At 71.0% G+C, this 24,565-nt stretch carries 22 protein-coding genes; 13 read left to right on the top strand and 9 right to left on the bottom strand.

The features are described 5' to 3' along the window. Positions 1–3: 3 nt before the first annotated feature. The 11 genes from JNK12_02830 (at position 4) to JNK12_02780 (ending at position 12,936) form a co-directional block, all read left to right on the top strand. Positions 4–1,398, top strand: coding sequence for an ABC transporter substrate-binding protein (locus JNK12_02830; protein MBL8774834.1), 1,395 nt, complete (start codon positions 4–6; stop codon positions 1,396–1,398). 121 nt (positions 1,399–1,519) lie between these two features. Beyond that, the gene (locus JNK12_02825) at positions 1,520–2,920 is read left to right on the top strand and encodes an ABC transporter substrate-binding protein (GenBank protein ID MBL8774833.1); all 1,401 of its coding nucleotides are present in this window, start codon (positions 1,520–1,522) and stop codon (positions 2,918–2,920) included. Between the two features lie 51 nt (positions 2,921–2,971). Further along, complete coding sequence (locus JNK12_02820) at positions 2,972–5,029, top strand: ABC transporter permease (protein MBL8774832.1); 2,058 nt, start codon at positions 2,972–2,974, stop codon at positions 5,027–5,029. 608 nt (positions 5,030–5,637) lie between these two features. Then, positions 5,638–6,540 (top strand): ATP-binding cassette domain-containing protein, encoded by a 903-nt coding sequence (locus JNK12_02815; GenBank protein MBL8774831.1) that lies wholly within the window; start codon positions 5,638–5,640, stop codon positions 6,538–6,540. A 69-nt stretch (positions 6,541–6,609) separates the two neighbouring features. After that, complete coding sequence (locus JNK12_02810) at positions 6,610–6,948, top strand: hypothetical protein (GenBank protein MBL8774830.1); 339 nt, start codon at positions 6,610–6,612, stop codon at positions 6,946–6,948. Next, positions 6,948–8,339, top strand: a complete 1,392-nt coding sequence (locus tag JNK12_02805) for an ABC transporter substrate-binding protein (protein MBL8774829.1) — start codon at positions 6,948–6,950, stop codon at positions 8,337–8,339. Before JNK12_02810 ends, JNK12_02805 begins: the two co-directional genes overlap by 1 nt. Continuing rightward, the gene (locus tag JNK12_02800; protein MBL8774828.1) at positions 8,336–10,477 is read left to right on the top strand and encodes an ABC transporter permease; all 2,142 of its coding nucleotides are present in this window, start codon (positions 8,336–8,338) and stop codon (positions 10,475–10,477) included. The genes JNK12_02805 and JNK12_02800 overlap by 4 nt, the downstream gene beginning before the upstream one ends. Continuing rightward, the gene (locus JNK12_02795) at positions 10,458–11,186 is read left to right on the top strand and encodes an ABC transporter ATP-binding protein (GenBank protein ID MBL8774827.1); all 729 of its coding nucleotides are present in this window, start codon (positions 10,458–10,460) and stop codon (positions 11,184–11,186) included. Before JNK12_02800 ends, JNK12_02795 begins: the two co-directional genes overlap by 20 nt. Beyond that, the gene (locus tag JNK12_02790) at positions 11,183–11,944 is read left to right on the top strand and encodes an ABC transporter ATP-binding protein (GenBank protein ID MBL8774826.1); all 762 of its coding nucleotides are present in this window, start codon (positions 11,183–11,185) and stop codon (positions 11,942–11,944) included. Before JNK12_02795 ends, JNK12_02790 begins: the two co-directional genes overlap by 4 nt. After that, a complete protein-coding gene (locus JNK12_02785; protein ID MBL8774825.1) occupies positions 11,941–12,333 on the top strand; it encodes a hypothetical protein in 393 nt (130 codons plus the stop codon). The genes JNK12_02790 and JNK12_02785 overlap by 4 nt, the downstream gene beginning before the upstream one ends. 69 nt (positions 12,334–12,402) lie before the next feature. After that, positions 12,403–12,936 carry a flavodoxin family protein gene (locus JNK12_02780; GenBank protein ID MBL8774824.1) on the top strand — a complete coding sequence of 178 codons (534 nt, stop codon included), beginning with the start codon at positions 12,403–12,405 and terminating at the stop codon, positions 12,934–12,936. 30 nt (positions 12,937–12,966) lie between these two features. On the opposite strand, the gene JNK12_02775 is transcribed toward JNK12_02780, so the two are convergent. Genes JNK12_02775 through JNK12_02760 form a run of 4 tightly spaced genes read right to left on the bottom strand, consistent with a single transcriptional unit; the run spans position 12,967 to position 16,772 of the window. Continuing rightward, positions 12,967–14,187 carry a cytochrome P450 gene (locus JNK12_02775; GenBank protein ID MBL8774823.1) on the bottom strand — a complete coding sequence of 407 codons (1,221 nt, stop codon included), beginning with the start codon at positions 14,185–14,187 and terminating at the stop codon, positions 12,967–12,969. 40 nt (positions 14,188–14,227) lie between these two features. Beyond that, positions 14,228–15,205, bottom strand: coding sequence for a TIGR03560 family F420-dependent LLM class oxidoreductase (locus tag JNK12_02770; GenBank protein ID MBL8774822.1), 978 nt, complete (start codon positions 15,203–15,205; stop codon positions 14,228–14,230). Beyond that, entirely contained in the window at positions 15,202–15,702 is a 501-nt protein-coding gene (locus JNK12_02765; GenBank protein MBL8774821.1) for a hypothetical protein, read from the bottom strand. Before JNK12_02765 ends, JNK12_02770 begins: the two co-directional genes overlap by 4 nt. Positions 15,703–15,704: 2 nt before the next feature. Next, on the bottom strand, positions 15,705–16,772 hold the full coding sequence (locus tag JNK12_02760) for an alcohol dehydrogenase catalytic domain-containing protein (GenBank protein ID MBL8774820.1): 1,068 nt from the start codon (positions 16,770–16,772) through the stop codon (positions 15,705–15,707). Positions 16,773–16,897: 125 nt separating this feature from the next. Here JNK12_02760 and JNK12_02755 point away from each other — a divergent pair, with 125 nt between their 5' ends. Further along, a complete protein-coding gene (locus tag JNK12_02755; protein MBL8774819.1) occupies positions 16,898–17,428 on the top strand; it encodes a hypothetical protein in 531 nt (176 codons plus the stop codon). A gap of 19 nt (positions 17,429–17,447) precedes the next feature. Here JNK12_02755 and JNK12_02750 read toward each other — a convergent pair whose 3' ends face one another. After that, on the bottom strand, positions 17,448–18,512 hold the full coding sequence (locus JNK12_02750) for a hypothetical protein (protein ID MBL8774818.1): 1,065 nt from the start codon (positions 18,510–18,512) through the stop codon (positions 17,448–17,450). Positions 18,513–18,668: 156 nt separating this feature from the next. On the opposite strand from JNK12_02750, the gene JNK12_02745 reads away from it, so the two are divergent. Then, a complete protein-coding gene (locus JNK12_02745) occupies positions 18,669–19,562 on the top strand; it encodes a DUF4394 domain-containing protein (GenBank protein ID MBL8774817.1) in 894 nt (297 codons plus the stop codon). Between the two features lie 115 nt (positions 19,563–19,677). On the opposite strand, the gene JNK12_02740 is transcribed toward JNK12_02745, so the two are convergent. The 4 genes from JNK12_02740 to JNK12_02725 are packed head-to-tail and all read right to left on the bottom strand — an operon-like array spanning position 19,678 to position 24,544. After that, complete coding sequence (locus JNK12_02740; GenBank protein ID MBL8774816.1) at positions 19,678–20,388, bottom strand: ABC transporter ATP-binding protein; 711 nt, start codon at positions 20,386–20,388, stop codon at positions 19,678–19,680. Continuing rightward, complete coding sequence (locus JNK12_02735; GenBank protein MBL8774815.1) at positions 20,385–21,143, bottom strand: ABC transporter ATP-binding protein; 759 nt, start codon at positions 21,141–21,143, stop codon at positions 20,385–20,387. The genes JNK12_02740 and JNK12_02735 overlap by 4 nt, the downstream gene beginning before the upstream one ends. Continuing rightward, complete coding sequence (locus tag JNK12_02730; protein MBL8774814.1) at positions 21,140–23,176, bottom strand: ABC transporter permease; 2,037 nt, start codon at positions 23,174–23,176, stop codon at positions 21,140–21,142. Before JNK12_02730 ends, JNK12_02735 begins: the two co-directional genes overlap by 4 nt. 24 nt (positions 23,177–23,200) lie before the next feature. Next, entirely contained in the window at positions 23,201–24,544 is a 1,344-nt protein-coding gene (locus JNK12_02725; GenBank protein ID MBL8774813.1) for an ABC transporter substrate-binding protein, read from the bottom strand. Positions 24,545–24,565 lie beyond the last annotated feature (21 nt).

Here is a 24,565-nt window from a genome sequence, read left to right as displayed (position 1 = left end):
ACGATGACCCGACGCAGGTGGTGGGGCGCACTGGCGATCCTGATGCTGGTCGCCGCAGCGTGCAGCGACCGGGGGGACGATCCGTCGGGCGGCGACGGAGGCGCCAGTGCGACCACCGCGACCAGCGCCCCGAGGGGTCCCGGCGCCGGTGAGGCCTTCGGTGACATGGCGTCGCCGTGCGGGGAGGGCGAGGGTGCCCCGCAGGCGCCCGAGGGAGGCTCCGAGGAGACCCAGGGCGTCACCGCCGACGCCATCGCGGTCGGCACCGTCGCCGATCCCGGCTTCACCGCCCGACCGGGCCTGAACCAGGAGATCTTCGACGCCGGCGAGGCGTTCGTCGGCTGGTGCAACGAGCAGGGGGGCATCAACGGCCGACCGCTCGAGCTCACGCAGTACGACGCGAAGTACACGGAGTACCAGGCGCGGATGGAGGAGGCCTGTGGGCGCGAGTTCGCCATCGTCGGAGACGGCGCCGTGCAGGACAACCTCTGGGTGTCCACCGGCGCCGCCTGCGGGCTCATCGACATCGCCGGCTTCTCGGTGACCCCCGAGAAGTCGGGCTCCGCGGACCCCTCCGAGATCGAGCGCCTTCGGGCCGTCCAGCCGCTGCCCAACACCTCGGACCGGTACGCGGTGAGCCCGATGCGGGTGTTGATGGAGGACCAAGAGGACGCGCTCGACCACTTCGGGATCGTCTACGGCGACATCGCCACCCTCCAGATCCAGGCCGACAAGACCATCGAGGCCTACGAGGCCCTCGGCGCCACCGTGGTCTCGGAGCAGGCCTACAACGTCATCGGCGAGGCGAACTGGGCGCCGTTCGCCCAGGGGCTGAAGAACGCCGGCGTCGAGTGGTTCACCTTCATCGGCGAGGGCGCCAACCTGGCGCTCCTCCAGCAGGCGATGAGCGAGATCGACTACACGCCCGAGGTCACCCTCCAGGAGACCAACTTCTATGACCAGGCCTATCTCGATGCGGCGGGCGACGCGGCCGAGGGCACCTACATCCGCACCGCCTTCGTGCCTTTCGAGGAGGCCGACCAGAGCCCGGCCACGCAGACCTACGTCGACCTCGTGGAGGGGATCGACGGAAAGGTCGCACTGCTGGGGGCGCAGAGCATGTCGGGCTGGCTGCTGTTCGCCCAGTCGGCCAAGGCCTGCGACGACGAGGGCACCCTCACGCGGTCGTGCGTCCTCGACACCGCGGCGTCGGTCACGGAGTGGACCGGAGGCGGCCTGCACGCACCGTCCGACCCGTCGATGACGGCCGGGACCCAGGACTGCACGGTCATCCTCCAGGTGCGCGACGGCGCCTTCGTGCGCACCGCCCCGGACGAGGGCTTCGAGTGCACAGGTGACCCACTCACCCTCGTCGGCGACTACTCGACCAGCGGGTGACGCGCGGGCCGGCCGCGCGGACCTGACTCCCCGTCAGAAAGACCTGTGCCATGATGTGCGCCGCCGTGGGGGACGCTGTCGGCCCGCACGGGATCGTGGAAGACCGATACAGGGGGAACTCATGAAGCTGCGCCGACTGGTCGTCGTGCTGGCCGCCTTGGTGCTCGTCGCCGGGGCTTGTTCGAGCCGGGGCGAGGACGCCTCGGGGACCGACGACACCGGAGGGTCCACGGACACCACCGCCGCCGCCGACGGCGGGGGCGAGACCTTCGGCGACATGGAGTCGCCGTGCGGCGAGGGCAGCGGTGAGACCACCACGACGACCGCCCCGTCCGACCCGGCCGAGGTGCAGGGCATCTCGGACGACGCCATCGCCGTCGGTACCGTCGCCGATCCCGGCTTCACCGGCCGCCCGGGTCTCAACCAGGAGATCTTCGACGCCGGCGAGGCGTTCGTCGAGTGGTGCAACGGGCAGGGCGGCATCAACGGCCGCCAGCTCGAGCTGACCCAGTACGACGCCGCCATCAGCAACTACCAGCCCCAGCTCGACGCCGCCTGCGACCAGGAGTTCGCCATGGTCGGCGGCGGCGCCGTGCAGGACAACCTGTGGGAGACCACCGGCAAGGCCTGTGGCCTCATCGACATCTCCGGGTTCTCCGTGACCCCCGAGAAGGCCGGCGTGTCCGGCGAGGGCGTCGTGCAGGAGAGCCGGACGGTGCAGCCGGTCCCCAACCCGTCGAACCAGTTCCCGGTCGGTGCCCTCCAGATCCTCGCCGAGGAGAACCCCGACGCCCTCGACGCCGTGGGCATCGTGTACGCCGACCTCGCCACCCTCACGGTGCAGGCCGAGCGCACCAAGGAGGCGTACGAGCAGAACGACGCCACCATCGTCTACGAGCAGACCTACAACGTGCTCGGTGAGGCCAACTGGGCCCCCTTCGCCAACGCCATCAAGGATGCCGGGGTCACCTGGCTGAACTTCGTCGGTGAGGGCGAGAACCTGGCGGCGCTCCAGCAGGCCATGAGCGAGATCGACTACGCCCCCGAGGTCACTCTCCAGGACGCCAACTTCTACGACCAGGCCTACCTGGACGCCGCCGGCGACGCCGCCGAGGGCACCTCCATCCGCAACGCCTTCGTGCCGTTCGAGGAGGCCGACTCCAACCCCGCCACCGCGCAGTACATCGAGCTGGTCGAGGCCATCGACGGCAAGGTCGCCCTCCTCGGCGCCCAGTCGATGTCGGGCTGGCTGCTGTTCGCCGATGCGGCCAAGACCTGCGACGACGAGGGGAACCTCACCCGCACCTGCGTGCTCGACACCGCCGGCTCGGTCACCGAGTGGACCGGCGGAGGCCTCCACGCCCCGACCGACCCGTCCACCAACAGCGGGCCCCCGTGCACCGTCGTCCTCCAGGTCGAGGGCGGCGCCTTCGTGCGCCACGCGCCCGAGGGTGAGGGCTTCGCCTGCGACGACGCCTACGTCGCCGCCCTCGAGGGTGACTACTCGGCCAGCGCCGGCTGACCTGATGGTCCCCGGGTCTTCTTCCGGGATCGGTGGAGCTGAGGTGCCGGCGTGAGCCAGTTCCTCAGCTTCACCGTCCTCGGGATCGTCACCGCCGCGATCTACGCCGTCGCGGCCAGCGGCCTCGTCGTCACCTACACGACCTCGGGGATCTTCAACTTCGCCCAGGGCGCCTTCGGGATGGCCGCGGCGTTCCTCTACTGGCAGCTGCGCGTCGAGTGGGGGTGGCCGGCGCCGATCGCGCTGGTCATCGTCCTCGTGTTCATCGCGCCGGCCTTCGGGGCGCTGATCGAACGGGTCATCTTCCGGGGCATCGAAGGCACGACCGAGGTCATCAAGATCGTGGTCTCGGTGTCGCTGCTGTTCTTCGTGTTCCAGCTGATCCCGATCATCTACCCCGCGGCCGGCCGGCGGCTCGCCGGCTTCTTCGACCCCGAGAAGGTCGACTTCGGCGCCGTCAACGTCACCTGGCACGACCTCATCACCGTGATCGCCGCGATCGTCGTGGCCATCGCGCTGCGCACCTTCCTCTACCGCACCCGCACCGGTGTGGCCATGCGCGCGGTCGTGGACGACCGGGGCCTCAGCCAGCTCAACGGCGGGCGACCCGGGCGCGCCTCGATGATGGCGTGGGCCATCGGCACCTCGCTCGCGGCACTCGCCGGCATCCTGCTCGCGGGCAGCCAGGGCAACCTCGCCTACATCCCCCTCACGCTGCTGGTCATCAACGCCTACGCAGCGGCGATGATCGGGCGGCTGCGCAACCTGCCTCTGACCTTCCTCGGGGCGCTCATCCTCGGGCTCGTCGAGTCGTACTTCGTGGGCTACCTGCCCAGCGACACCGAGATCGCATCGGTCTTCGGCTACCAGTTCTCGACGCCCATCAGCCTCTCCGGCATCCGCCCGGCCATCCCCATCATCTTGTTGTTCATCGTCTTGCTGGTGCTGCCGCCCACCCGGGTGCGCGGGGCCGGCCAGCAGCGCAGCCGGGAGTACCTGCCCGTGCCCACCGTCCGGCGGTGGGTGATCGGCGGCTTCGTGCTGGTGGGCGTGGCCTGGGCCTTCGGCCAGATGGCCAGCGACCTGCGCGTCGGCCAGGTGGCGCAGGGCATGGGCCTCGCCATCATCATGCTCTCGCTCGTCCCGCTCGTCGGCTACGGCGGCCAGATCTCGCTCGCCCCCATGGCCTTCGCCGGCATCGGCGCCGTGGTCATGGGCAACTTCGGGGTCGAGAACAACCTGTGGGGGCTCGTCCTGGCCACCGTGGTGACCGCTGCGGTGGGCGCCCTCGTCGCCCTCCCGGCGCTTCGCCTGAGCGGGCTCTACCTCGCCTTGGCCACGGCCGCGTTCGCCGTGTTCATGGACCGCATGGTGTTCAACCAGGGCCTCGTCATGCCCAACGGCGCTCTGGCCGTGCCCCGCCTCGAGGTGCTCGGCGTCTCGTTCGAGTCCGACCAGGCCTACCTCATCTTGTTGTCGGCGGTGTTCGCACTCCTCGCCATCCTGGTGGTGCTGATCCGCCGCGGTGAGTTCGGCCGTCGCCTCCAGGCCATGAAGACGAGTCCGGCGGCGTGCACCACGCTGGGCCTGAACCTCACCATGACGAAGCTCCAGGTGTTCGCCCTCTCCGCGGGCATCGCCGGCCTCGGCGGCGCCCTCTACGGGGGACAGCTCACCTCGGTCAGCCCCGACCGGTTCCAGTTCCTCCAGAGCCTGCCAGTCGTGTTGCTGGCGGTGTCGGGCGGCATCGGGGCGGTGGGCGGGGCGCTCTTCGGCGGCATGTCCTACGCCCTGTTCTTCTTCATCATCCCGGACGTCGTGGCGAGCACGTGGATCACCAACTTCTTCCTCCTGGCCCCGGGCCTGCTCGGCATCTCGCTCGGGCGGAACCCCAACGGTGCGGTCAACGAGATCGCGAAGAGCTTCCGGGAGGCCGCGGCCAAGCGCCAGGCCAAGGCCGTCGGTCGGGCCGAGCCCACGATCGACCTCGACCGGCTCGGTTTCGACGAGGACTTCACCGAGGACGACCTGCGCCTCATCGACCACGAGCTCGGCCTCGACGAGGTCGAGGGCTACGCCGAGCTGGCCCGTCCGCGGGGGGCGGGCTGATGGCGCTTCTCGAAGCCCGAGAGGTGTCGGTCCGCTTCGGCGGGCACCTGGCGGTGAACAAGGTCGACCTCGAGGTGGAGGCGGGCCGGGTCACAGGGCTGATCGGCCCCAACGGCGCCGGCAAGACCACCATCTTCAACGCGCTCACCGGCCTCCAGGAGACCTCCGGAGGCCACGTGTTCATCGACGGGGGCGACGTGTCGCGCCTCGCCCCGCACAAGCGGGCCCGTAAGGGGATGGCCCGCACCTTCCAGCGCCTCGAGCTGTTCAGCCTGCTCACCGTGCGCGAGAACGTGCTGGTCGGGGCCGAGGTCCGCAAGCGCTGGGCGCGGGACAAGGCCGCCGACCCCGAGGCCATCGTGGCCGACGTGCTCGAGCGCATCGGCCTCACCGACCTCGCCGACCAGCGCGTGGACAGCCTGCCCACCGGCAAGGCCCGCCTGGTCGAGCTGGCCAGGGCGCTGGCGAGCCAGCCCCGCGTGCTGCTGCTCGACGAGCCGTCGTCCGGCCTCAACGAGGCCGAGACCCACGAGATGGCCACCGTGTTGCGCCAGGTCGCCGACGAGGGCCTCGCGGTCCTGCTCGTCGAGCACGACATGAGCCTGGTGATGGGCGTGTGCGAGCAGATCTTCGTGCTCGACTTCGGCGAGATCATCGCCAGCGGCGATCCTGCCGCGATCCAGGGGAACCCCGTCGTGCAGGAGGCGTACCTGGGCGCCGAGCGCGAGACCGAGGCCGAGGAGCGCCTCACCGTGGTGCCGCCGGTGCATCCGGACACCCTCGACGCCGGCGACGAGCGTGCCGCGGTGGTCCCGATCCTCGAGGTCGTGGACCTCCGCGCGGCCTACGGCGACATCGACGTCCTCCACGGCGTCGACTTCGCGATGGCGCCGGGCACCGTGTTCGCCCTGCTGGGCCCCAACGGCGCCGGGAAGTCCACCACTCTCAAGGTGATCAGCGGCCTGATGGCGCCCACGGGCGGCTCGGTGGCGCTGTGCGGCCGTCGGATCACCGGTGCCGACCCGGACGCGCTGGCGCGCGCCGGTGTGTGCCTCGTGCCCGAGGGCCGGGGCATCTTCCCGAACCTCACGGTCACCGAGAACCTGCGCATGGCCACCTACACGGGGACCGACTTCGACGCCATCCTCGACCGGTCGTTCTCGCGCTTCCCGCGCCTGGCCGAGCGGCGCACCCAGGTGGCGGGCACGATGTCGGGCGGCGAGCAGCAGATGCTGGCCATGGCCCGCGCCCTCGCCACCGACCCGGCGGTGCTGCTGCTCGACGAGCTCTCGATGGGCCTGGCCCCCATCATCGTGAGCGGGCTCTACGAGCAGGTGCAGGCCATCGCCGAGGAGGGCACCTCGATCCTCGTGGTCGAGCAGTTCGCCCACGAGGTGCTGGGCGTGGCCGACGTGGCCGCCATCATGCTGCACGGCCGGGTGCAGCGGACGGGCACGCCGGCCGAGATCAGCGACGAGCTGGCGGCCGCCTACCTCGGTGGCGGGACGTGACGCGATCGATGACCGACACGTGGAGGGCCGCCGCCCTCTACGATCTGCGAACTCGGAGAGGGAGCAACGATGACTGACAACGAGGCGGGGTCCAGCCGACTGGACGAATTCGAAGCCGAGGTCGCGGGACTGCGCCTCAAGGGGGGCTCGATCGAGCGCGAGCGCCAGCTCACCACCGTGGGCCTCGTCCTCGCCGTGGCCGGCGCGGTGCTGGCCCTCGTGATGGTCTTCCTCTCGAGCAGCGCGGCCGACAGCCGCGACTCGCTGACCTACATCTCGGTCGGCGTTCTCGGTCTCGCCCTCGCCGTGATCGGCATGGTGGTCTGGCTGCGGTACTCGCTCACCGGCTACCTCCGCTACTGGCTGCTGCGCCTCGTCTACGAAGAGCGGAACCGGTCCGGCAGCTGATGGCGCATCGGCGGGGCACCCTTGCGGTGGCGCTGGCGGCGCTGCTGCTCATCAGCGCGTGCGGCACCAGGGTCGAAGGTGGCTCCGACGCCGGCGTGGACACGGCCGCTTCCTCCTCCGAGGACACCTCGGGCGGCGACAACGGCGACGCCGGCTCGGAATCCCCCTCGGACGAGGGCATGGTCGGCACCCTGCCCACGCCGTGCGGCGAGGGCGACGCGTCGGGCGCCACCGACCAGGGCGTCACCGACGATGCCATCGCCATCTCCACCATCGCCGATCCCGGTGCGCAGGCCGCCCCGGGCCTGAACCTCGGCGTGCACCAGGCCATGACCGCCTTCGTCGAGTACTGCAACAGCCTGGGCGGCGTCAACGGCCGTCCCCTCGAGCTCACCCTCCTCGACGCCGCCCTGTTCGACTACAACGCCGTCGTCCAGCAGGCCTGTGAGAGCTCGTTCGCCATGGTCGGCGGCGGCGGCGCCCTCGACGAGACGGGCGCCCAGACCGCGGTGGACTGCGAGCTCGTCGACGTGGCCGGCTTCACCATCAGCCCCGACAAGGCCGAGTCCGACCGGGTCTACCAGCCGCTGCCCAACGCCACCTACCAGTTCAACGTCGGCGCGGCCCGACACATCGCGGAGGAGCACCCCGAGGCGGCGGCCAACGCGGCGATGATCTACAGCAACCTGCCCGTGACCGAGGGTCAGGCCGCCCGCCAGATCGAGGCCTACGAGCAAGTCGGGTTCGACTTCGTCTACGAGCAGGCGGCAGAGATCGGTGAGCTCAACTGGACGCCCATCGTGGTCGCCATGCGCGACGCCGGGGTCGAGTACGTGGCCATGGCGTCCACCTTCGAGGAGTTCGTCAACCTCCAGAACGCCATGGACGAGCAGAACTTCGAGCCCGAAGTCATCGACCTCGAAGCCAACTTCTACGACGACGCCTACCCCGAGACCGCCGGCGCCGTCGCCGACGGCTCCACCATCCGCATCACCACCTCGCCGTTCGAGGACGACCCTGTCGACCCCGCCCTGGCGGTGTACCTCGACTGGCTGGAGCAGACCGCCGGCGGCGACGCCAAGCCGGCCCTGCTCGGCGTGCAGGCCTTCTCGGCGGGACTGCTCTTCGCCACCGCGGCCAAGGAGTGCGGCTCTGATCTCACCCGCGACTGTCTCATGGAGCAGCTCGACCAGATCACCGAGTGGAACGGCGGCGGCATGCACGCCCCGGCGAACCCGGCCGACAACAAGATCACCGAGTGCTTCATCCAGATGGAGGTCGCCGACGGTGGCTTCCAGCGGGCCTTCCCCGATGAGGGGTTCTCCTGCGACCCCGAGAACGTGGTGGAGCTGACCGGTGACTACGGCGAGGGCGCATCGGAGGGTGGGTGACCCGGCTGGGTGACCGGGGGCGCTGGGGCGTCGGCCTGGCGCTCTTCGCCGGCCTCTGCGGGTACCTGATCGCCTTCCAGGGCGGCTTCAGCGACTGGCTCACCTTCACCATCCTCGGCATCACCACCGGGGCCATCTACGCCATCGCGGCCAGCGGCCTGGTGGTCACCTACACCACGTCGGGCATCTTCAACTTCGCCCAGGGCGCCTTCGGCATGCTCGGTGCCTTCGCCTACTGGCAGCTGCGCTTCGACTGGGGTTGGCCGGCACCGATCGCGCTGGCGGTCATCCTGCTGGTGGTGGCGCCGCTGTTCGGCGCCGTCGTCGAGCGGGTGATCATGCGGGGCCTCGAAGGGGTCTCCGAGATCACCAGCACGGTGGTCACCATCGGCCTGCTGGCCATGGCCATCGGCATCGCCAACATCGTGTGGCCGCCGGCCGGGCGTCGGGTCGACCAGTTCTTCGCCGGCAACTCGGTGACGGTCGGCGCTCTCAACGTCACCTGGCACCGCATGGTCATCGTGGTGGTGGCCATCGCCGTGGCGGTCGGCCTGCGCTTCCTCCTGTACCGCACGCGCTCGGGCGTGGCCATGCGGGCCGTCGTGGACGACCGGGCCCTCAGCCAGCTCAACGGCGGCAACCCCGGGCGCTCGGCCATGTTGAGCTGGGGCATCGGTGCGTCGTTGGCCGCGCTGTCCGGGATCCTCATCTCGCCGTTGCTCCAGTTGAGCGTGCTGCCGCTGACGCTGCTCATCGTCAATGCGTACGCGGCCGCCATGTTCGGGCGCCTCAAGTCGCTGCCCCTCACCTTCGCCGGCGGCCTCATCATCGGCATAACCGAGAACTACAGCTCCAACTACCTCGACCTGAACACCCGCACCATCGGCGGCCTCGAGCTGGCCGGCCTCCAGCCGGCGCTCCCGGTGATCCTGCTCTTCATCATCCTGATCGCCCTGCCCAGCGAGCGCCTGCGCACCGGCGGCGTGCAGCGCGTGCGCGAGTCGGCACGGGTGCCCACGATGCGCTCCGCCGTCGTGGCGGCCGGCGCCCTCGTGTTCGTGACCCTCGTCGCGTCGCGGGTGATGAGCACGGCCAACGTCACCCGCCTCAGCCTGGGGCTCGCCACGGCGGTCATCATCCTGTCGCTCGTCCCGCTGGTGGGCTACGGCGGCCAGATCTCGTTGGCGGCGATGACCTTCGCCGGCCTCGGTGCCTTCGCCATGGTGAAGGTGGCCGACGGGCCCGGCCCCCTCATCGGATTGCTGGCCGCCGCCGGCCTGGCCGCGGTGGTCGGCGCAATCGTCGCCCTCCCCGCCCTGCGTCTCGCGGGGATCTACTTAGCGTTGGCCACCGCCGCGTTCGCGGTGTTCATGGAGAACTTCATCTTCACCCAGAAGTGGTTCTTCGGCGCCGGCTCGATCGAGGTGCCCCGGCCCGAGATCCTGGGCCTGACCTTCGAGGACGACCGGTCCTTCCTGGTGCTGCTGGCGGTCCTCTACGCCCTCATGGGGCTCGGGGTCATCTGGTTGCGGCGGGGCCCGTTCGGTCGCCGTCTCCAGGCCATGAAGGACTCGCCGGCGGCGTGCGCCACCCTCGGCCTCGACCTCACCCGAACCAAGGTCGGCGTCTTCGCGTTCTCGGCGGGCATCGCCGGCATCGGCGGGGCGCTGTTCGGGGGGGTCAGCGGGTCGGTGAGCTCGGAGACCTTCCTGTTCGCGCAGAGCCTGCCCATCCTGCTCATGGGGGTGGTCGGCGGCATCGCCCTCGTCAGCGGCGCCCTGCTGGGCGGCCTGCTCCTGCAGTTCTTCTCCACGCTCGGCGAGAACTTCACGCTCCTCGCCAGCGCCCTGTTCATCGGTCCCCTCATCACCAACTTCGCCCTCATCGCCCCCGGCCTCATCGGCATCCTCCTCAGTCGCAACCCCGACGGGCTCGTGGCCGACCTGTTGACCGGCTGCAAGCGGGGCACCGCCTGGGTGCGCGAGGGGCGCTCGCGGCCCGAAGAGGATCGCGGCCCCGAGCCGATCATGACCGCCGGCTTCGAGCATCCCCTGACGGCCGCCGAGCTCGCCGCGGTCGACGCTGCGCTCGGTCTCGACCCGGAGGAGGTGGCCGTCCGTGGCGCTGCTCGAAGCTGAAGGCATCACGGTCCGCTTCGGCGGCCACGTCGCGGTGAACCGGGTCGACCTGTCGGTCGAGGCCGGCGCCATCACCGGGCTGATCGGTCCCAACGGCGCCGGCAAGACCACCACCTTCAACGTCCTGACCGGCCTCCAGGAGACCACCAGCGGGAGGGTGCTGCTGGCGGGCGACGACATCACCCACCTGCCCACCCACAAGCGGGCGCGACGGGGGATCGGCCGCACGTTCCAGAAGCTCGAGGTCTTCAGCTCGCTGTCGGTCTGGGAGAACGTGCTCGTTGCCCTCGAGATCCAGGGCCGGGGGCGCCGCGGGCGCAAGAGCAACGAAGCCGCCGTCGCCGCCACGATCGACCGGGTCGGGCTGGGTGCGGTCGCCGGCGAGCGGGTCGACTCGCTCCCCACCGGCCAGTGCCGCCTGGTGGAGCTGGCCAGGGCCCTCGCCATCGAGCCCCGGGTGCTGTTGCTCGACGAGCCCGCTTCGGGGCTCGACGACAACGAGACGCGCGACTTCGCCGACCTGCTCCGCGCGCTCGTGGGCGACGGCCTCGCCATCTTGATGGTCGAGCACGACGTCCCCCTCGTCATGGAGGTCTGCAGGTCGATCACCGTGCTGGACTTCGGCTCCATCATCGCCACGGGCACCCCCGAGGAGATCCAGGCCGACGAGAAGGTGCTCGACGCCTACCTCGGGAGCGCGCCGCTGTGACCCTCCGCCGCCACCGCGCCGAGGCCGAGGTCCCCGCCGAGTCGCCCGCGCCCACCGAGCCCCTGCTCGAGCTCCGCGGCATCACCGCGGCCTACGGTCGCATCCAGGTGCTGCACGGCGTCGACCTCGCCGTCCCCGAGGGCAGCGTGTTCGCCCTGCTCGGCCCCAACGGCGCGGGCAAGACCACCACCTTGCGGGTGGCGTCCGGCCTGCACGAGCCGACCGCCGGCGTCTACCTGCTCGGCGGTCACAAGGTGAACGGGGCCCGCCCCGAGGACCTCGCCCGCCGGGGCCTGTGCACCGTGCCGGAAGGCCGCGGGGTGTTCCCCAACCTCACCGTGCGCGAGAACCTCCAGATGGCCACCTTCACCGGGGTGCCCCTGGAGAAGATCGAGACCATCGCCTACGACCGGTTCCCCCGCCTGGGGGAGCGTCGCAACCAGCTCACCGGCACGATGTCGGGCGGTGAGCAGCAGATGCTGGCCATGGCCCGCGCCCTCGCCACCGACCCTGCCCTCCTCCTGCTCGACGAGCTGTCGATGGGCCTCGCCCCGCTCGTGGTGGCCGAGCTGTACCAGCTGGTCGCCGAGCTGGCCGAGACGGGGGTCTCCATCCTCGTGGTCGAGCAGTTCGCCCGCACCGTGCTGGGCGTCGCCGACCTCGCCGCCATCATGGTCAACGGCCGGGTCACCCGTGTGGGTGCCCCCGACGACCTCGAAGAAGAGCTGTCCGCCGCCTACCTGGGAGCATCCTCGTGACCGACGACGCCGACGCCACCGATTCCGCCGATGCCGGCGGGTCGAGCCGGGCCGATGAGTTCCGCGCCGACCTCGCCGAGCTCAAGCTGGCCGACCCCGCCGCCTCGAGCGAGCGCCGGGCCCTCCAGGCGGGCATCGCCCTCATGGTCGTGGGCGTGGCCCTGGTCGCCCTGGGCTGGTACGGCGCGTCGGGCGTCTCCGAGGTGTGGAAGGAGATCCCCTACCTGATCTCCGGCGGCATCGGCGGCCTGACCGTCACCGTCATCGGGGCGGCGCTCTACCTCCGGGCCTCCCTCGCCCGCCAGCAGCGTCTCGTCCTGGTCCGCATGCTCCAGGAGCAGCGCACGCAGACCGACCGCCTCGTGGCCGCCCTCGAGGGCAGCTCCTGACGTTCGGCCCTGCCCTTCCCGGTGGGTCGGGCGCACGCTGGTACCAGGACGAGACGATGGAGGAGTTCCATGCGCAGCGTCGTGGTGTACGAGTCGCAGACGGGGTGCACGCACCTGGTGGCCGAGGCCATCGGCAAGGGGCTGCACGAGCTGGGTGAGGTCCACGTGGTGCCGGTGCACCACGCCGACGCCGAGCTCGCCAACGGCGCCGACCTGGTCGTGGTGGGTGGCCCCACCCACATCCACGGGCTCAGCCGGCCGAGCACCCGCAAGGCGGCCATCGAGGCCACCGAGAAGCCGGGCGCGGGCATCGAGCCCGACCCGGACGCAGAAGGCGACGGCCTGCGTGAGTGGTTCGACGCCCTGGGCGACCTCGAGGCCGACGCGGCGGCGTTCGACACCCGGATGGAGGGGCCGCCGGCCTTCACCGGCCGGGCGTCGAAAGGCATCGCCAAGCGCCTCCGCCACCACGGCCTGGAGCTCGTGGTGCCGCCCGAGAGCTTCCTCGTGACGAAGACCACCCACCTCGAGGACGGCGAGATCGAGCACGCCCGAACGTGGGGCGCGACCATCGCCTCCAAGGTGGCGGCGCGGGCGATCTGACGGCCGCTGCCGGCCGCCTGGGCGGAGCCCTCAGGCGACGGGCGTGTAGCGCACCGGCATGCGCTTGATGCCGTTGATGAAGTTCGAGCGGAGGCGGTCGACGTCACCGTCGAGCTCCATGTCGGGGATGCGGCCGAGCAGCTCCCCGAGCATCACCTTCATCTCGGCCCGGGCCAGGTTGGCGCCCAGGCAGTAGTGCGCGCCGCCGCCCCCGAACGCGACCGGGGCGCCGCCCTTGTCCGCGGTGCGGCCGATGTCGAAGGTGAAGGGATCGGGGAACACGTCCTCGTCGCGGTTGGCCGAGATGTGCCAGATGACGACCCGGTCACCGGCGGCGATGGGCTGGCCGTGCAGCTCGGTGCCGGCCGTGGCCGTCCGGCGGAAGTGCATCACCGGGCTGGCCCAGCGCAGGAACTCCTCGATGGCCGAGTCGAGCAGGTCCGGGTCGTCGAGCAGGCGCTGGCGCTCGTCGGGGTGCTCGATGAGGGCGAGCATGGCGTGGGAGATGGCGTTGCGGGTGGTCTCGTTGCCGGCCACAACGAGGAGCAGGAAGAACAGGTTGAAGTCGAGGTCGGACAGGTGGTCACCGTCGACCTCCGCAGAGATGAGGGCGGTCACGATGTCGTCACGGGGGTGGGCCCGGCGGTCCTCGGCCAGGCCTTGGGCGTACGCGTAGATCTCCGCCGCGGCCGCTTTGCCGTCCTCGTCGCTGGTGCGGAACTCGGGATCGTCGAAGCCGATGAGCCGGTTGGTCCACTCGAAGAGCATGTGACGGTCGTCCTCGGGCACGCCGAGGAACTCGGCGATGGCCTGGAGGGGCAGCTCGCAGGCCACGTCGCCCACGAAGTCGCACGACCCTTCCGCGGCGATGCGGTCGACGATGGTGCGGGCCCGCAGGGCGAGGATGTCCTGGAGCTCCTTGATGCGCCGGGGGGTGAAGCCCCGGTTGACGATCATGCGCAGCTTCGTGTGCTCGGGCGGGTCCATGTTGAGCATCATCAGCCGGGTCGTCTCGAGGTCCCCGCCCTCGGGGGTGTTGAGGAAGGAGCTGCCCTCCCACGACGAGAACAGGGTGGTGTCCCGGTTCACGGTGACGAGATCGTCGTACCTGGTGACGCACCAGAACCCACCCCCGTCGGGGTGCTCGTGCCAGAACACCGGCGCCTCGCGCCGCAGGGTGGCGAACATCTCGTGGGGCACCCCGGCGACGTAGTTGTCGGGGTCGTACAGGTCGATGTCGCTGAGGTTCACGGGGGTGATGGTAGGGGTCGCCCGACGGGCGGCATGCCCCTCAGGGCGTGGAGATCCGGGGAACGACGTCGGCCATGAAGCGCTCGAGGCTCTCGACGCCGGGGTAGTCCCGGAACCAGAGCACGAACTCGCGGCAGCCGGCGTCGACGAAGCCCTGCACCTTCTCGGCCACGACCTCGTCGGTGCCGACGAAGTTGTCCCGGACGTAGGTGTCGGGATCCTCCTTGCCCCAGAGGTGGCCGCCGCCGGGAGAGTCGAGCCAGCGTCGCAGGTCGGCATCGGAGTCGAAGAGCAGGCAGTCGGGGGCGTGCGTGCGGGTGATGTCGGCGAAGTCGCGCCCGACCGCGTCGCAGTGGCGCCGCAGCACCTCGGACTTGTGGGCGAACTCGGCGAGGCCCACCTGCCAGTTGGTGGCGTCGGCGTGCTGGGCGGCGATGCGCAGGGTCACCTTCTCGCCGCCGCCGCCGATCCACACGGGCGGGAGCTGCTGGAGCGGCTTCGGGTCGCACAGGGCGCCGTCGAGGTGGACGTGGCGGCCGGCGTAGGTGACCGAGGGCTCGGTCCAGAGGCGCTTCACCGCCTCGACCGTCTCCTCGAGCAGGGCCAGGCGCTCGCCGTCGGAGGGGTACTCGTAGCCGTAGGCGGCGTACTCCTGGTGGTACCAGCCCGCGCCCACGCCGAGGATGAGGCGGCCGCCCGAGAACACGTCGATGTTGGCGGCCTGCTTGGCCAGCAGGCCGGCGTTGCGGTACCCGACGCAGGTGACCATCTGGCCGAGCTGGGCACGGTCGGTCGCCTCGGCGAGTGCGCCGAGCATGGTCCAGGCCTCGAAGCACACCTCGGGCTCGCGGCGGGGCACGGTCTCGACGTGGTCGTAGACCCAGAGGTGGTGGTAGCCGATCTGCTCGGCCAGCAGGGCGATCTCGCGCGAGCGGTGCCACGCCTCGGCGGCACCGATGCCGGCGTACTCCAGCTTCCAGCCCTGTGGGACGAAAGCGCCCCAGCGCAGGGTCGTCATGGGTGGGTGGCCGGGTCGCCCTCGCTGACCGTCGCCTCGCCGGGGTCGACGATGGCCTCGTGGGGCACGAACTCCCAGTGCTGGATCTCGACCATCATCGGGAGGAGGAAGCCCACGTAGAAGTTGTGGATCTTCAGGCCGCCGTAGTCGTCGATGTCGCGCTCGATGAGGTCGACCCGGTCGTCCTTGGCCCGGTAGCTCTTGGCCTGGGCGTACAGGGCGTCGAACTCGGCCAGGGTGCCGACCCCGAAGCCGAAGTGGTCCAGGCGGGGCGCTTGCATGGGGGAGTCGTCGGCGATGAGGTAGATGAACTGCTCGTAGGTCCAGGCCTTGAGGATGAGGCGCTCGCGGTCGAGGGTCATGGTGGGCAGTTCCTCGAAGCCGAACACCTCACCGTAGAAGTCGCAGATGGCGGCTCGGCCGGCCTCGTCGAGCGCGTCGGCGGGCAGCGACAGCGCCACGTGGTTGAACTGCGGGGATCGAGCCTTCTTGCTCACGATCAGTCCTTCCCGGTCGGGGAGACGAGCACCTTGCCACCGATGCGGCCCTCGGCGAGGCCCTGCATGGCCTCGAGCATCCCGGACAGGGGCACCGCCCCGGGCTCGAGCAGGCGGTCCGTGGGCAGCGCGCCGGTGGCGAGCAGCTCGAGGGCGTCGGCGAAGCCGCCCTCGTCGTAGATGAACGAGCCGGTGATGGTCAGCTCGTTCATGAGGATCCGGTTGGGGTCGAACTTGGGGCGCTCGATGCCGGCGCCGACGAACACGAGGGTGCCGCCGCGTTTCAGCTGGGAGGGGCCGGCCTCCATGGCCCGGCGGTTGCCGGAGCACTCGAAGACCATGTCCCAGGGGTCGTCGGAGAGCCCGCCGGGATCGGCCTGGTCGAACGCCGGCAGCTCTTCGGGGACGAAGGCGTCGGTGGCGCCGACGGCCACGGCGAGGTCCCGGCGGACCGGGTTGGGCTCGACCACGCCGACCCGGCCGACGCCCTTGGCGCGCAGTGCCGCGATGACGAGCGAGCCGATGGGTCCGGCGCCGAAGACGAGGGCGCTCTGGCCGTGCTGGATGCCACTGCGGGTGATGGCGTGCAGGGCGACGGCGAGCGGCTCGGCGAGGGCGGCCACCCGTGGCGCCATGCCCTCGGGGAGGGCGAGCACCTCGGCTCGGTGGTTCTTCTTGTAACGGGCGAAGGCACCCTGGAAGGGTTCCAGGCCCGGGGTACCCCGCTCGAGGCACAGCGAGGGGCGGTGGTCGAGGCAGTGCTCGCACCGCCCGCAGCGCCGGCTGGCGCCGCCGACGACCCTGTCGCCGACCGACCACTCGTCGACGGCGTCGCCCACGGCGGCGACGGTGCCGACGTACTCGTGGCCCTCGATGGTGTCTGGCGTGCCCCACCCCTCGATGACCATGTGCAGGTCGCTCCCGCACACCCCGCAGTAGTCGATCTCGATGAGGACGTCCTCGGGCCCGAGCTCGGGCACCGGGTGCTCGGTCACCTCGAGGTTGCCGGGCGAGCGGTAGATCGCCGCCGGCATGGTCGTCGGGAGCACCGCAGCAGGAGGTTCGGCCACACCGCGAAGCTACCTGACACGGGCGTCACCTTTCCCCGGCGTGCCCGTCCACTCGAACTGGCACCAGATTTCGGTGCCAGGGCAGCGAGATCCGGTGCCAGGACGTCATGGGTACGCTCGCCGCGATGCTCGACGTGGTGGCGGTCGCCGTGGTGGTGAGCGGGTTCGTGCTGCTCGGAGTCTCCGCCGCCCGGCACCTGCGTTGGCGCGAGGCCTTCGTCGGGCAGCTGCGGGCGCAGCGTCTGTGGCCCGACGGCGCCGAGGTGGCGGTGGCGTGGGGCGTCACGGGAGCCGAGGCCGTGGTCGGCGCCGGCGGTGTGCTGGCGCTGTCGTTCGGACTGAGTGCGGCGGCGCTGTCACCGCTGTTGGTGGCGATGGCGCTGCTCGGGGTCGCCTTCGTCGCCCTCCAGGTCTTCCTGCTGGTGCGCCGGCCCGACGCGCCGTGCGGCTGCAACCCCGGCCACGACGGTGGGGTCGGGGTCGGCACGCTGCTCAAGGCGGCGTGGCCGGCCGTGGCCGGCGTCGTCGGTCTGGTCGCCCTGCCCGCCGAGGCGATCGACGACCTGTCCCTGGTGGCGGCGTGCCTCGCCGTGCTCGCCGGCCTGGCTCTCGCCTGGCTCCTCGACACGGTCCCGGTCCTGTTCGACCGGGCCTGAGCCCGGTCCCCGCCCCGACCTAGGTCGCTTCGTAGAAGATGCGGGTGCGGAAGCGCTCGACGTCGGGGTGCTCGGTGCGGGCGACGCCGCGGGCCATGTTGCCCATCGCCGCGATGACCTCGCCGACGTGGTGCACGCCGGCGCCGTCGGTGGGGCGGGTGGGCTCGCCCAGCTCCACCAGGCTGACGTCGGCGTCGTAGTCCACGAAGGTGGGCACGACCCACGCACCCTGGGAGCAGGCGTCGGCGATGAGCGAGCGGGTGCTCTTGCCGAACGGGTTCATGTAGACGTCGCCGTGCTCGTCGCGGAAGTCCCGGGACCCGCCACCCGCCAGCAGGATGATGCCGCCCTGGCTGGAGCGCACGAGGCGCTCGAACTCGCGACGGGTGCGCTCGTTGGAGACCTTGCGGAAGACCTTGAGGCGGCGGTCGAGGTCGGCTTCGGTGATGACGTTCTCGTCCATCACCTCGCTGCCGCTGACGGGGAAGGTCTTCAGCACGGCGGCGGCCTTGCGGAGGATGTCGTCGATGACGTTGCGGTCGCCGAGGCGCAGGAAGCCGAGCAGGCGCCCGATCATCAAGGTGACGTGGTGCTCGATCCGGTCGATGCCCTGCGCCCGCGCCACCCGGTGCAGGTAGCCGAGGGTCAGCCCCTGGTCCTGGAGCTCGAGGTGGTTGCTCGGGAAGATGAAGGTCTCGCCGTCGAGCACCCGCTCGAAGACCTTGTGCTCGTCGGCGAAGGCGGCGAAGCGGGCGGTGACGTCGGGGACCTGGGCCCCCTGGAGCAGATCGAGCAGCGCGAGGACGGCGTCCTGCTCGGCGGTGCTGTGGGGGTTGGGGGGCAACAGCACCGTGTCGTGGTCGATGGCGTCGGGCAGGTGCGCCCGATCGAGCACCGACCGGTCGATCATGTCGAACAGGGCGCCGGCCTCCGATTGCACCACCTGCTCGGCGAGGGCGAACATGGCCTCGTCGATCTGGCCGTGCACGTCCACCCACCCTCGCACCCGGTCGAGGAACCCTTCGTGGTCGTGCTCCTGGTCGTGGTCATGGTCGGCGGGGAGCTCGTGGGAATCGTGCGCCATGGCCCTTCGACCGGCGGCGGGCGCCATCGGTTACGTGGCGAGGTTTCGGATCCCGTCGGCGCCGGTCGTGACGTCGCGGTGACAGATGTCGTCGTTCCGTCATCCAGATGCGCCGCCGCTCCGTAGATCCTCCAAACCCCTCACAAGGAGCTGCCCATGCGTCGGACCCTCGCCCTCGGGACTGCGGTCCTCATCCTCGTCCTCGGACTGGTCGGGACGGCACCGCCGGCCTCGAGCGCGCCGAGCAACCAGACCGCGTTCGCGCTCACCACCACGAACAAGATCCTGCGCTTCCGCACCTACGCGCCCGGAACGATCCTGTCGGCGGTGACGGTCACCGGGCTCCAGCCGGGGGAGCGCCTCGTCGGCATCGACGTGCGTCCCGCCACCGGCGAGCTCTGGGCCGTCGGCGACGCCGATCGCCTCTACACGGTCGACCCCGCCTCCGGGGCGGCCACGGAGCGCTCGGTGCTCAGCACACCGCTCGACGGCCGCCACTTCGGCGTCGACTTCAACCCGACCGTCGATCGCCTGCGCATCGTCAGCGACGCCGAGCAGAACCTGCGGGTCAACGTGGACACCGGCGCGGTCACCGTCGACGGGTCGCTCGGCTACACCGGCTTTCTCGCCGCCGAGGACCCAAAGGTGACCGCCGCGGCGTACACCAACAGCCAGTGCGGCCCACCCAACCCGACGCCGGCACCGCCGCAGCCCCGCACGACGACGCTCTACGACCTGGACGCCCGCCTCGACCTGCTCTCGACGCAGGCGCCGCCCAACGACGGCGTGCTGAACGCGGTCGGCGGGTTGGGCGTGAACGTCCGGGCCCGGGCCGGCTTCGACATCTCGGGCAACGACGGCACGCCCTACGCCGCCCTCGACCCGGCCTCGCCCTCGGCCGACGCGACGTCGTTCCTCTACCGGATCGACCTCACCAACGGCGACGCCATCCGCATCGGGCGCATCGGCACCACCGCCACACCCCGGTACGTCACCGACATCGCCATCGCCTTCCAGGGCACCTGTCCGCTCCCGGCGCCGCCGATGTAGGACGCTCCACCCTCGACCACCCGGTCGACACGGTCAGCGACGGCCGCCGGTCTCCCTTGGGCCGGCGGCCGTCGCCGCGCGTCCGCACACGCCCGACGGCGTCCGCCGGCCACCGTCAGCCGAGGAAGTGCGCGTCGAGGTCGCCGAGCTCGGCGACGGGCCCGACGAAGGTGGTGCGGCCCTTGGTGAGCAGGACGACGTCGTCGGCGATGCCGAGGGCGTGGCTGACGAGCTGCTCGACGATGAGCAGGGTGGTGCCGGCGGCCTTGATGCGGCCGAGCATGGCGTAGACCTCGTTGACGATGATCGGGGCGAGGCCGAGCGAGAGCTCGTCCACGATCAACAGGGCCGGCGGCTGGACCAGCACCCGGGCCAGCGAGAGCATCCGCTGCTCGCCGCCCGACAGCGTCCCGGCCAGCTGCTGGCGGCGGGTGGCGAGGCGGGGGAAGGCGTCGTAGGCGGCGGCGAGGCTCTCGTCGACGCCCGGGTGGCCCTGCTTGGCGCCCTCGCGGAACGACAGGACGAGGTTCTCGTCGACGGTGAGGGTGGCGAACACCGAACGGCCCTCCGGGGCGTGGGCGACGCCCTGGCGGGCCAGGCGGAAAGCGGGCTGGCCCGTGACCTCGTCGCCGCGAAACCGCACCGTGCCGGCGGTCGGGGCGACGAGCCCCGAGCACACCCTGGCGACCGTGGTCTTGCCGGCGCCGTTGGACCCCAGCAGGGCGAGCGCCCGGCCCTCGTCGACGGAGAAGGACACGTCGAACAACGCCCGGAAGGGCCCGTAGCCGGCGTCCACGTGCTCGAGCTCGAGCAGCGGCGCGGTCACACCGTGTCCCCGAGGTAGGCCTGGCGCACGGCGGCGTCGGCGATCACGTCGGCGGTGGGGCCCTGGGCGATCAGCTGACCGAAGTCGAGCACGTAGAGGCGGCCCGTGACCCGCCGCACCATGGCCACGTCGTGCTCGACGAGGAGGATGGCCGTGCCCCGCTCGGCCCGCACCGTGTCGAGCACCTCGGCCATCTCGTCGGTCTCTCGGTGATCGAGACCGGAGGACGGCTCGTCCAGCAGGAGCAGGGTGGGCTCGATCATGAGGGCCCGGCCCAGCTCGACCAGGCGGCCCCGCCCGAGGCTGAGGGACTCGATGGGCCGGTCGGCGACCTCGTCGAGGCCGAGCAGGGCGAGAGTGGCCGCGGCGCGCTCCCGCTCGTCCCCCGACGGCGCGCTGCGCCCGAGGAGGTCCTTCAGCAGGCCGCCGTCGGCGCGCCGGGCCCGCTCGGCCACCAGCAGGTGGTCCCGCACGGTCATGCCCGCGAAGAGCTCGATGCGCTGGAAGGTGCGGCCCATGCCCAGCCGGGCCCGCCGGTGGACCTGGAGCGACGAGACGTCCTGGCCGGCGAACCTGACCCGCCCCCGGTCCGGGGCGAGCACGCCGTAGAGGCAGTTGAACAGCGTGGTCTTGCCGGCGCCGTTGGGGCCGATCAGCCCGACGATCTCGCCGGGCTCGACCGACAACGACACCTGGTCGAGGGCGGTCACGCCCGAGAAGTGCTTCGTGACCGAGTCGGCCTCGAGAAGGCTCACGTCGGGCCTCCCGATCCGCTGGGCACCGCGATCGGCCCGTCCGGGTCGGTGGAGGCGGGCGGGGGGTCGGTCCGTCGGGACAGGCGGGCGAGCAGCCGGTTGGTGGCCTCCAACGACGCCCGGGTCTGGTGCTCGAGGATCCCCTCGGGGTGCTTGGCGTAGGTGAGGGCGCCGAGGCCGAACAGGATCGACGAGATCGCCGCGGGGTTCTCGGCCGGGTTGAGGATCTCGGGGAGGAAGGTGAGGTCGAGGCGGCTGAGGAACTCGGGTACGAGCATGAACGAGATGCCCGCGGTGATGGCGGCCTGCACCGAGCGATCGCCGAGGGTGACCACCATCACCACCCAGAACAGGCCGAGGAAGAACACGTAGTCGGTGGCGGTGGCCCGGCCCGTCTGCGAGGCGAGGAGGCCGCCGCCGAGTCCGGCGATGCCCGCCGAGAGCGCGAAGGCGGTGATGCGGGCGCGCTTGCGGTCGATGCCGATCGAGGCCGCCGCCAGCTCGCTGCCCCGCAAAGCGTCGAGGTACCGACCGGTGGTGCCGCGCTTCACCAGCAGCACCACCACCCCGACGAGCGCGAGGATCACGAGGCACAGCAGCAGGAAGGCGCGGTCGTCGGTGAAGTCGATCGGACCGACGAGGGGGCGGGGGACGTCGACGCCGAGCGGTCCGCCGCTCACCCAGGTCTGCGGGACGAGCACGTTCTCCCACATCAGGGCGAAGGCCAGCGTGGCGAGGGTGAGGTAGAGCCCGTCGAGGCGCAGCACGGGGATGGCCAGCACCGCGCCGACGGCGGCGGCGATGAGGGCGGCGACGAACATCGTGGGCAGCACCGGCAGGCCGAGGCCCTGGACGAGCTGGCCGGTGGCGAACGCGCCCACGCCGGCGAAGGCGGCCTGGGACAGCGACACCTGGCCTCCCATTCCGGTGATGACGGTGATGGACAGGAAGATGACGCCGAAGATCAGGCCCTTGGTGAACAACAGCAGCCAGAAGTCGTCGAACCAGAACAGCGTGGCGAGCACGAACAGCACGATCGTGGTGACCGCCAGCACGCGGGTGGCCACGGTCATGCCTTCGGAGCGCACGGACGCGGCGGGCGCGGGCGGCGGCGGGTCGACACCGGCCAGGGGATCGGCGGTGCGTCCCAGGCCCCGCAGGGCGGGCCAGAAGAGCAGCAGCAGGAAGAGCACGAGGAACGGCAGGGCGGGGCGCAGCCCCTGCGACAGGATGCTGTCGGCGGGCAGGTAGCCGGCCAGCACCTGTTGCAGGACGCCGAGGGCGATGCCGCCGGCGAAGGTGAGGGGGATGCTGGTCAGACCGCCGAACGCGGCGGCGGCCACCGCGGCGACGAGCAGCGTGAAGAAGCCGTTGGCTTCGACCTGAGCGAACAGGGGAGCGAGCAGCACGCCGGCGAGTCCGGCGAGGAAGCTCGACATCATCCACGCCGCGCTCCCGACCCGATCGGCGTTGATGGCGTTGAGCTCGCTCATACGGGGGCTCTCCACGACCGCCCGCATCCGCAGGCCGAGCGAGGTGAAGCGGAACAGCACCGTGAGCGCCGCCACGACGAGGACGGTGACCACGATGGTGGCGACCTGGTTGGCGTCGAGCGCGTAGTCACCCCACCGGTAGATGCGCCCGGGGTCGGGCGCGATGCCGAGGGGGTTGTAGGCGGGGCTGCTGCCGAACCAGATCTGCACCATCTGGGGAATGGCCACGAGCAGGCCGAGCGAGGTGACGAGCCTGGCGAGCGGCGATGCGGTGCGCAGGTGGCGGAACAGCGCCCGGTCGAGGACGTAGCCGATGGCGGGCCCGAGCAGCACCACCGCCACCAGGAAGGCCAGGGGGATGGGCCAGTCGTGGCGGACGCGGGTCTCGTAGTACACCGCGGCGCTGACGAATGCCTGCGCGCCGAAGGCCAGGTTGAACACGCCAGAGGTCTTGTAGGTGAGCACCACGCCCACGGCCATGAGCGCGAAGACGCACCCGATGGGAAAGCCGCGGATGGCGTAGCTGATCAGCTCGGTCATGGCAGAGGCGCGAGCGGTGCCGCCTCAGTCCTGGTGGTCGGGCTCGTCGGGCAGCGAGGCGGCGCCGTTGTCGAAGCAGATGAACGGCTTGCCCTCGGTCGTGAAGCTGGGCACGAACTCGCCGTCCTGGATCTGCGACAGGGCGTAGCAGAGCTGCGGTCCGTCGGCCTCGTGGGCGATGGTCCAGTCGGTGCCGGCGACGATGCCGTCGCCGGTGAAGTCGGTGACGGCGTTGAGGCCGTCGACGACCTTGTCCCGGGTGAAGTCGGGCCCGGCGGCCCGCAGGCCGGTGACGAACTGCGCCGCGCTCAGCCAGCCGGCGAGCGACAGCTCACCGACGGTGCCGCCGGTCTCGTCCACCCACTGGAGGTAGTCCTGGATGCCTTGGGGCTGGGGCTCGAACTCGAAGGGGGTGAAGCCCGTGAGGACGTAGGAGCCCTCGAAGAGGTCGCCGAAGTCGCCGATGAGGTCGTAGTCGTAGCCGTTGGGGAGGTACTGCGGGGCGTCGAGGCCCTGTCGCTCCATCTCCCGGGCCAGGGTGGTGACGCCGTTGGTGTCCATGCAGGTGGTCACCAGGTCGACGCCGGCGTCCTTCATCTGCTGCACCTGCACGCTCAGGTCGGTCGTGCCGTACGCCAGCGAGCTGTCGGCGAAAGCGACCTCGGCGCCGGCATCCGCGCCGTACTCGTCGAAGCTGTTCTCGATGCCGGTCAGGCAGTCCGACGACTGCGGCACGTTGTAGGCGAGCACGCCGATCTTCTCGGCGCCGGTCTCCCGGGCCAGGAAGGGCAGCAGGGGCCCACCGCCGGTGAAGTCCAGGAACGAGCCCTTCTCCCCGAACAGGTTGGGCCCGTTCTGCCACTCCTGCTGGATGTTCCAGCCGAAGGTCGGGATGTTCTCGTCCACCAGCAGGTCGGCGCCGGCGAAGTTCAAGGTGGCCACGCCGACGACCGCGAACGGGTCGTCCTGGGTGATGATGCGCTGCACCTCGGTCTGGTTCTGCGCGAACTGGTCGTCGTGGCGGTTGTCCTCGGGCAGCACCAGGTCGCGCTGGTAGATGCCGCCCTCGTCGTTGATCATGGCGAAGTAGGCGTCCACGCCGTCCCACACCTGGCCGTAGGGGGCGCCGAGCGGGTTGGTGACCGAGGCGACACCGCTGACCGTGATGGTGTCGTCGGTGACGCCGGGCTGGTCGACGGCCACGAACTCGTCGTCGGCGGCGTCGCTGACCTCGCCGTCGTCGACGTTGGCGGCTGCCTCCGTGCCGTCCGTCTGCTCGTCGGCGCTGTCCTCGCCGGCGTTGCCGCACGCCGCCGCGACCAGTGCCAGGCTCGACAGGACGATCAGAAAGCGACGGTGCGTGCGCATCGGTGTCCCCCCGGATGGCGA

The sequence above is a fragment of the Acidimicrobiales bacterium genome, assembly GCA_016794585.1.
Taxonomy (GTDB): Bacteria; Actinomycetota; Acidimicrobiia; order Acidimicrobiales; family DATDAH01; genus JAEUJM01.
Note: the sequence above shows the minus strand (reverse complement) of the source record. Positions and strands in the feature narration are given on the sequence as shown.

What these genes read in the sequence shown, in the direction of transcription:
- JNK12_02730 (MBL8774814.1), bottom strand. Translation starts at nt 23,176, where the DNA reads ATGACCGAGCTGATCAGCTACGCCATCCGCGGCTTTCCCATCGGGTGC.
- JNK12_02810 (MBL8774830.1), top strand. Translation starts at nt 6,610, where the DNA reads ATGACTGACAACGAGGCGGGGTCCAGCCGACTGGACGAATTCGAAGCC.
- JNK12_02805 (MBL8774829.1), top strand. Translation starts at nt 6,948, where the DNA reads ATGGCGCATCGGCGGGGCACCCTTGCGGTGGCGCTGGCGGCGCTGCTG.
- JNK12_02815 (MBL8774831.1), top strand. Translation starts at nt 5,638, where the DNA reads ATGGGCGTGTGCGAGCAGATCTTCGTGCTCGACTTCGGCGAGATCATC.
- JNK12_02830 (MBL8774834.1), top strand. Translation starts at nt 4, where the DNA reads ATGACCCGACGCAGGTGGTGGGGCGCACTGGCGATCCTGATGCTGGTC.
- JNK12_02750 (MBL8774818.1), bottom strand. Translation starts at nt 18,512, where the DNA reads ATGGCGCACGATTCCCACGAGCTCCCCGCCGACCATGACCACGACCAG.
- JNK12_02755 (MBL8774819.1), top strand. Translation starts at nt 16,898, where the DNA reads ATGCTCGACGTGGTGGCGGTCGCCGTGGTGGTGAGCGGGTTCGTGCTG.
- JNK12_02825 (MBL8774833.1), top strand. Translation starts at nt 1,520, where the DNA reads ATGAAGCTGCGCCGACTGGTCGTCGTGCTGGCCGCCTTGGTGCTCGTC.
- JNK12_02780 (MBL8774824.1), top strand. Translation starts at nt 12,403, where the DNA reads ATGCGCAGCGTCGTGGTGTACGAGTCGCAGACGGGGTGCACGCACCTG.
- JNK12_02745 (MBL8774817.1), top strand. Translation starts at nt 18,669, where the DNA reads ATGCGTCGGACCCTCGCCCTCGGGACTGCGGTCCTCATCCTCGTCCTC.
- JNK12_02725 (MBL8774813.1), bottom strand. Translation starts at nt 24,544, where the DNA reads ATGCGCACGCACCGTCGCTTTCTGATCGTCCTGTCGAGCCTGGCACTG.
- JNK12_02770 (MBL8774822.1), bottom strand. Translation starts at nt 15,205, where the DNA reads ATGACGACCCTGCGCTGGGGCGCTTTCGTCCCACAGGGCTGGAAGCTG.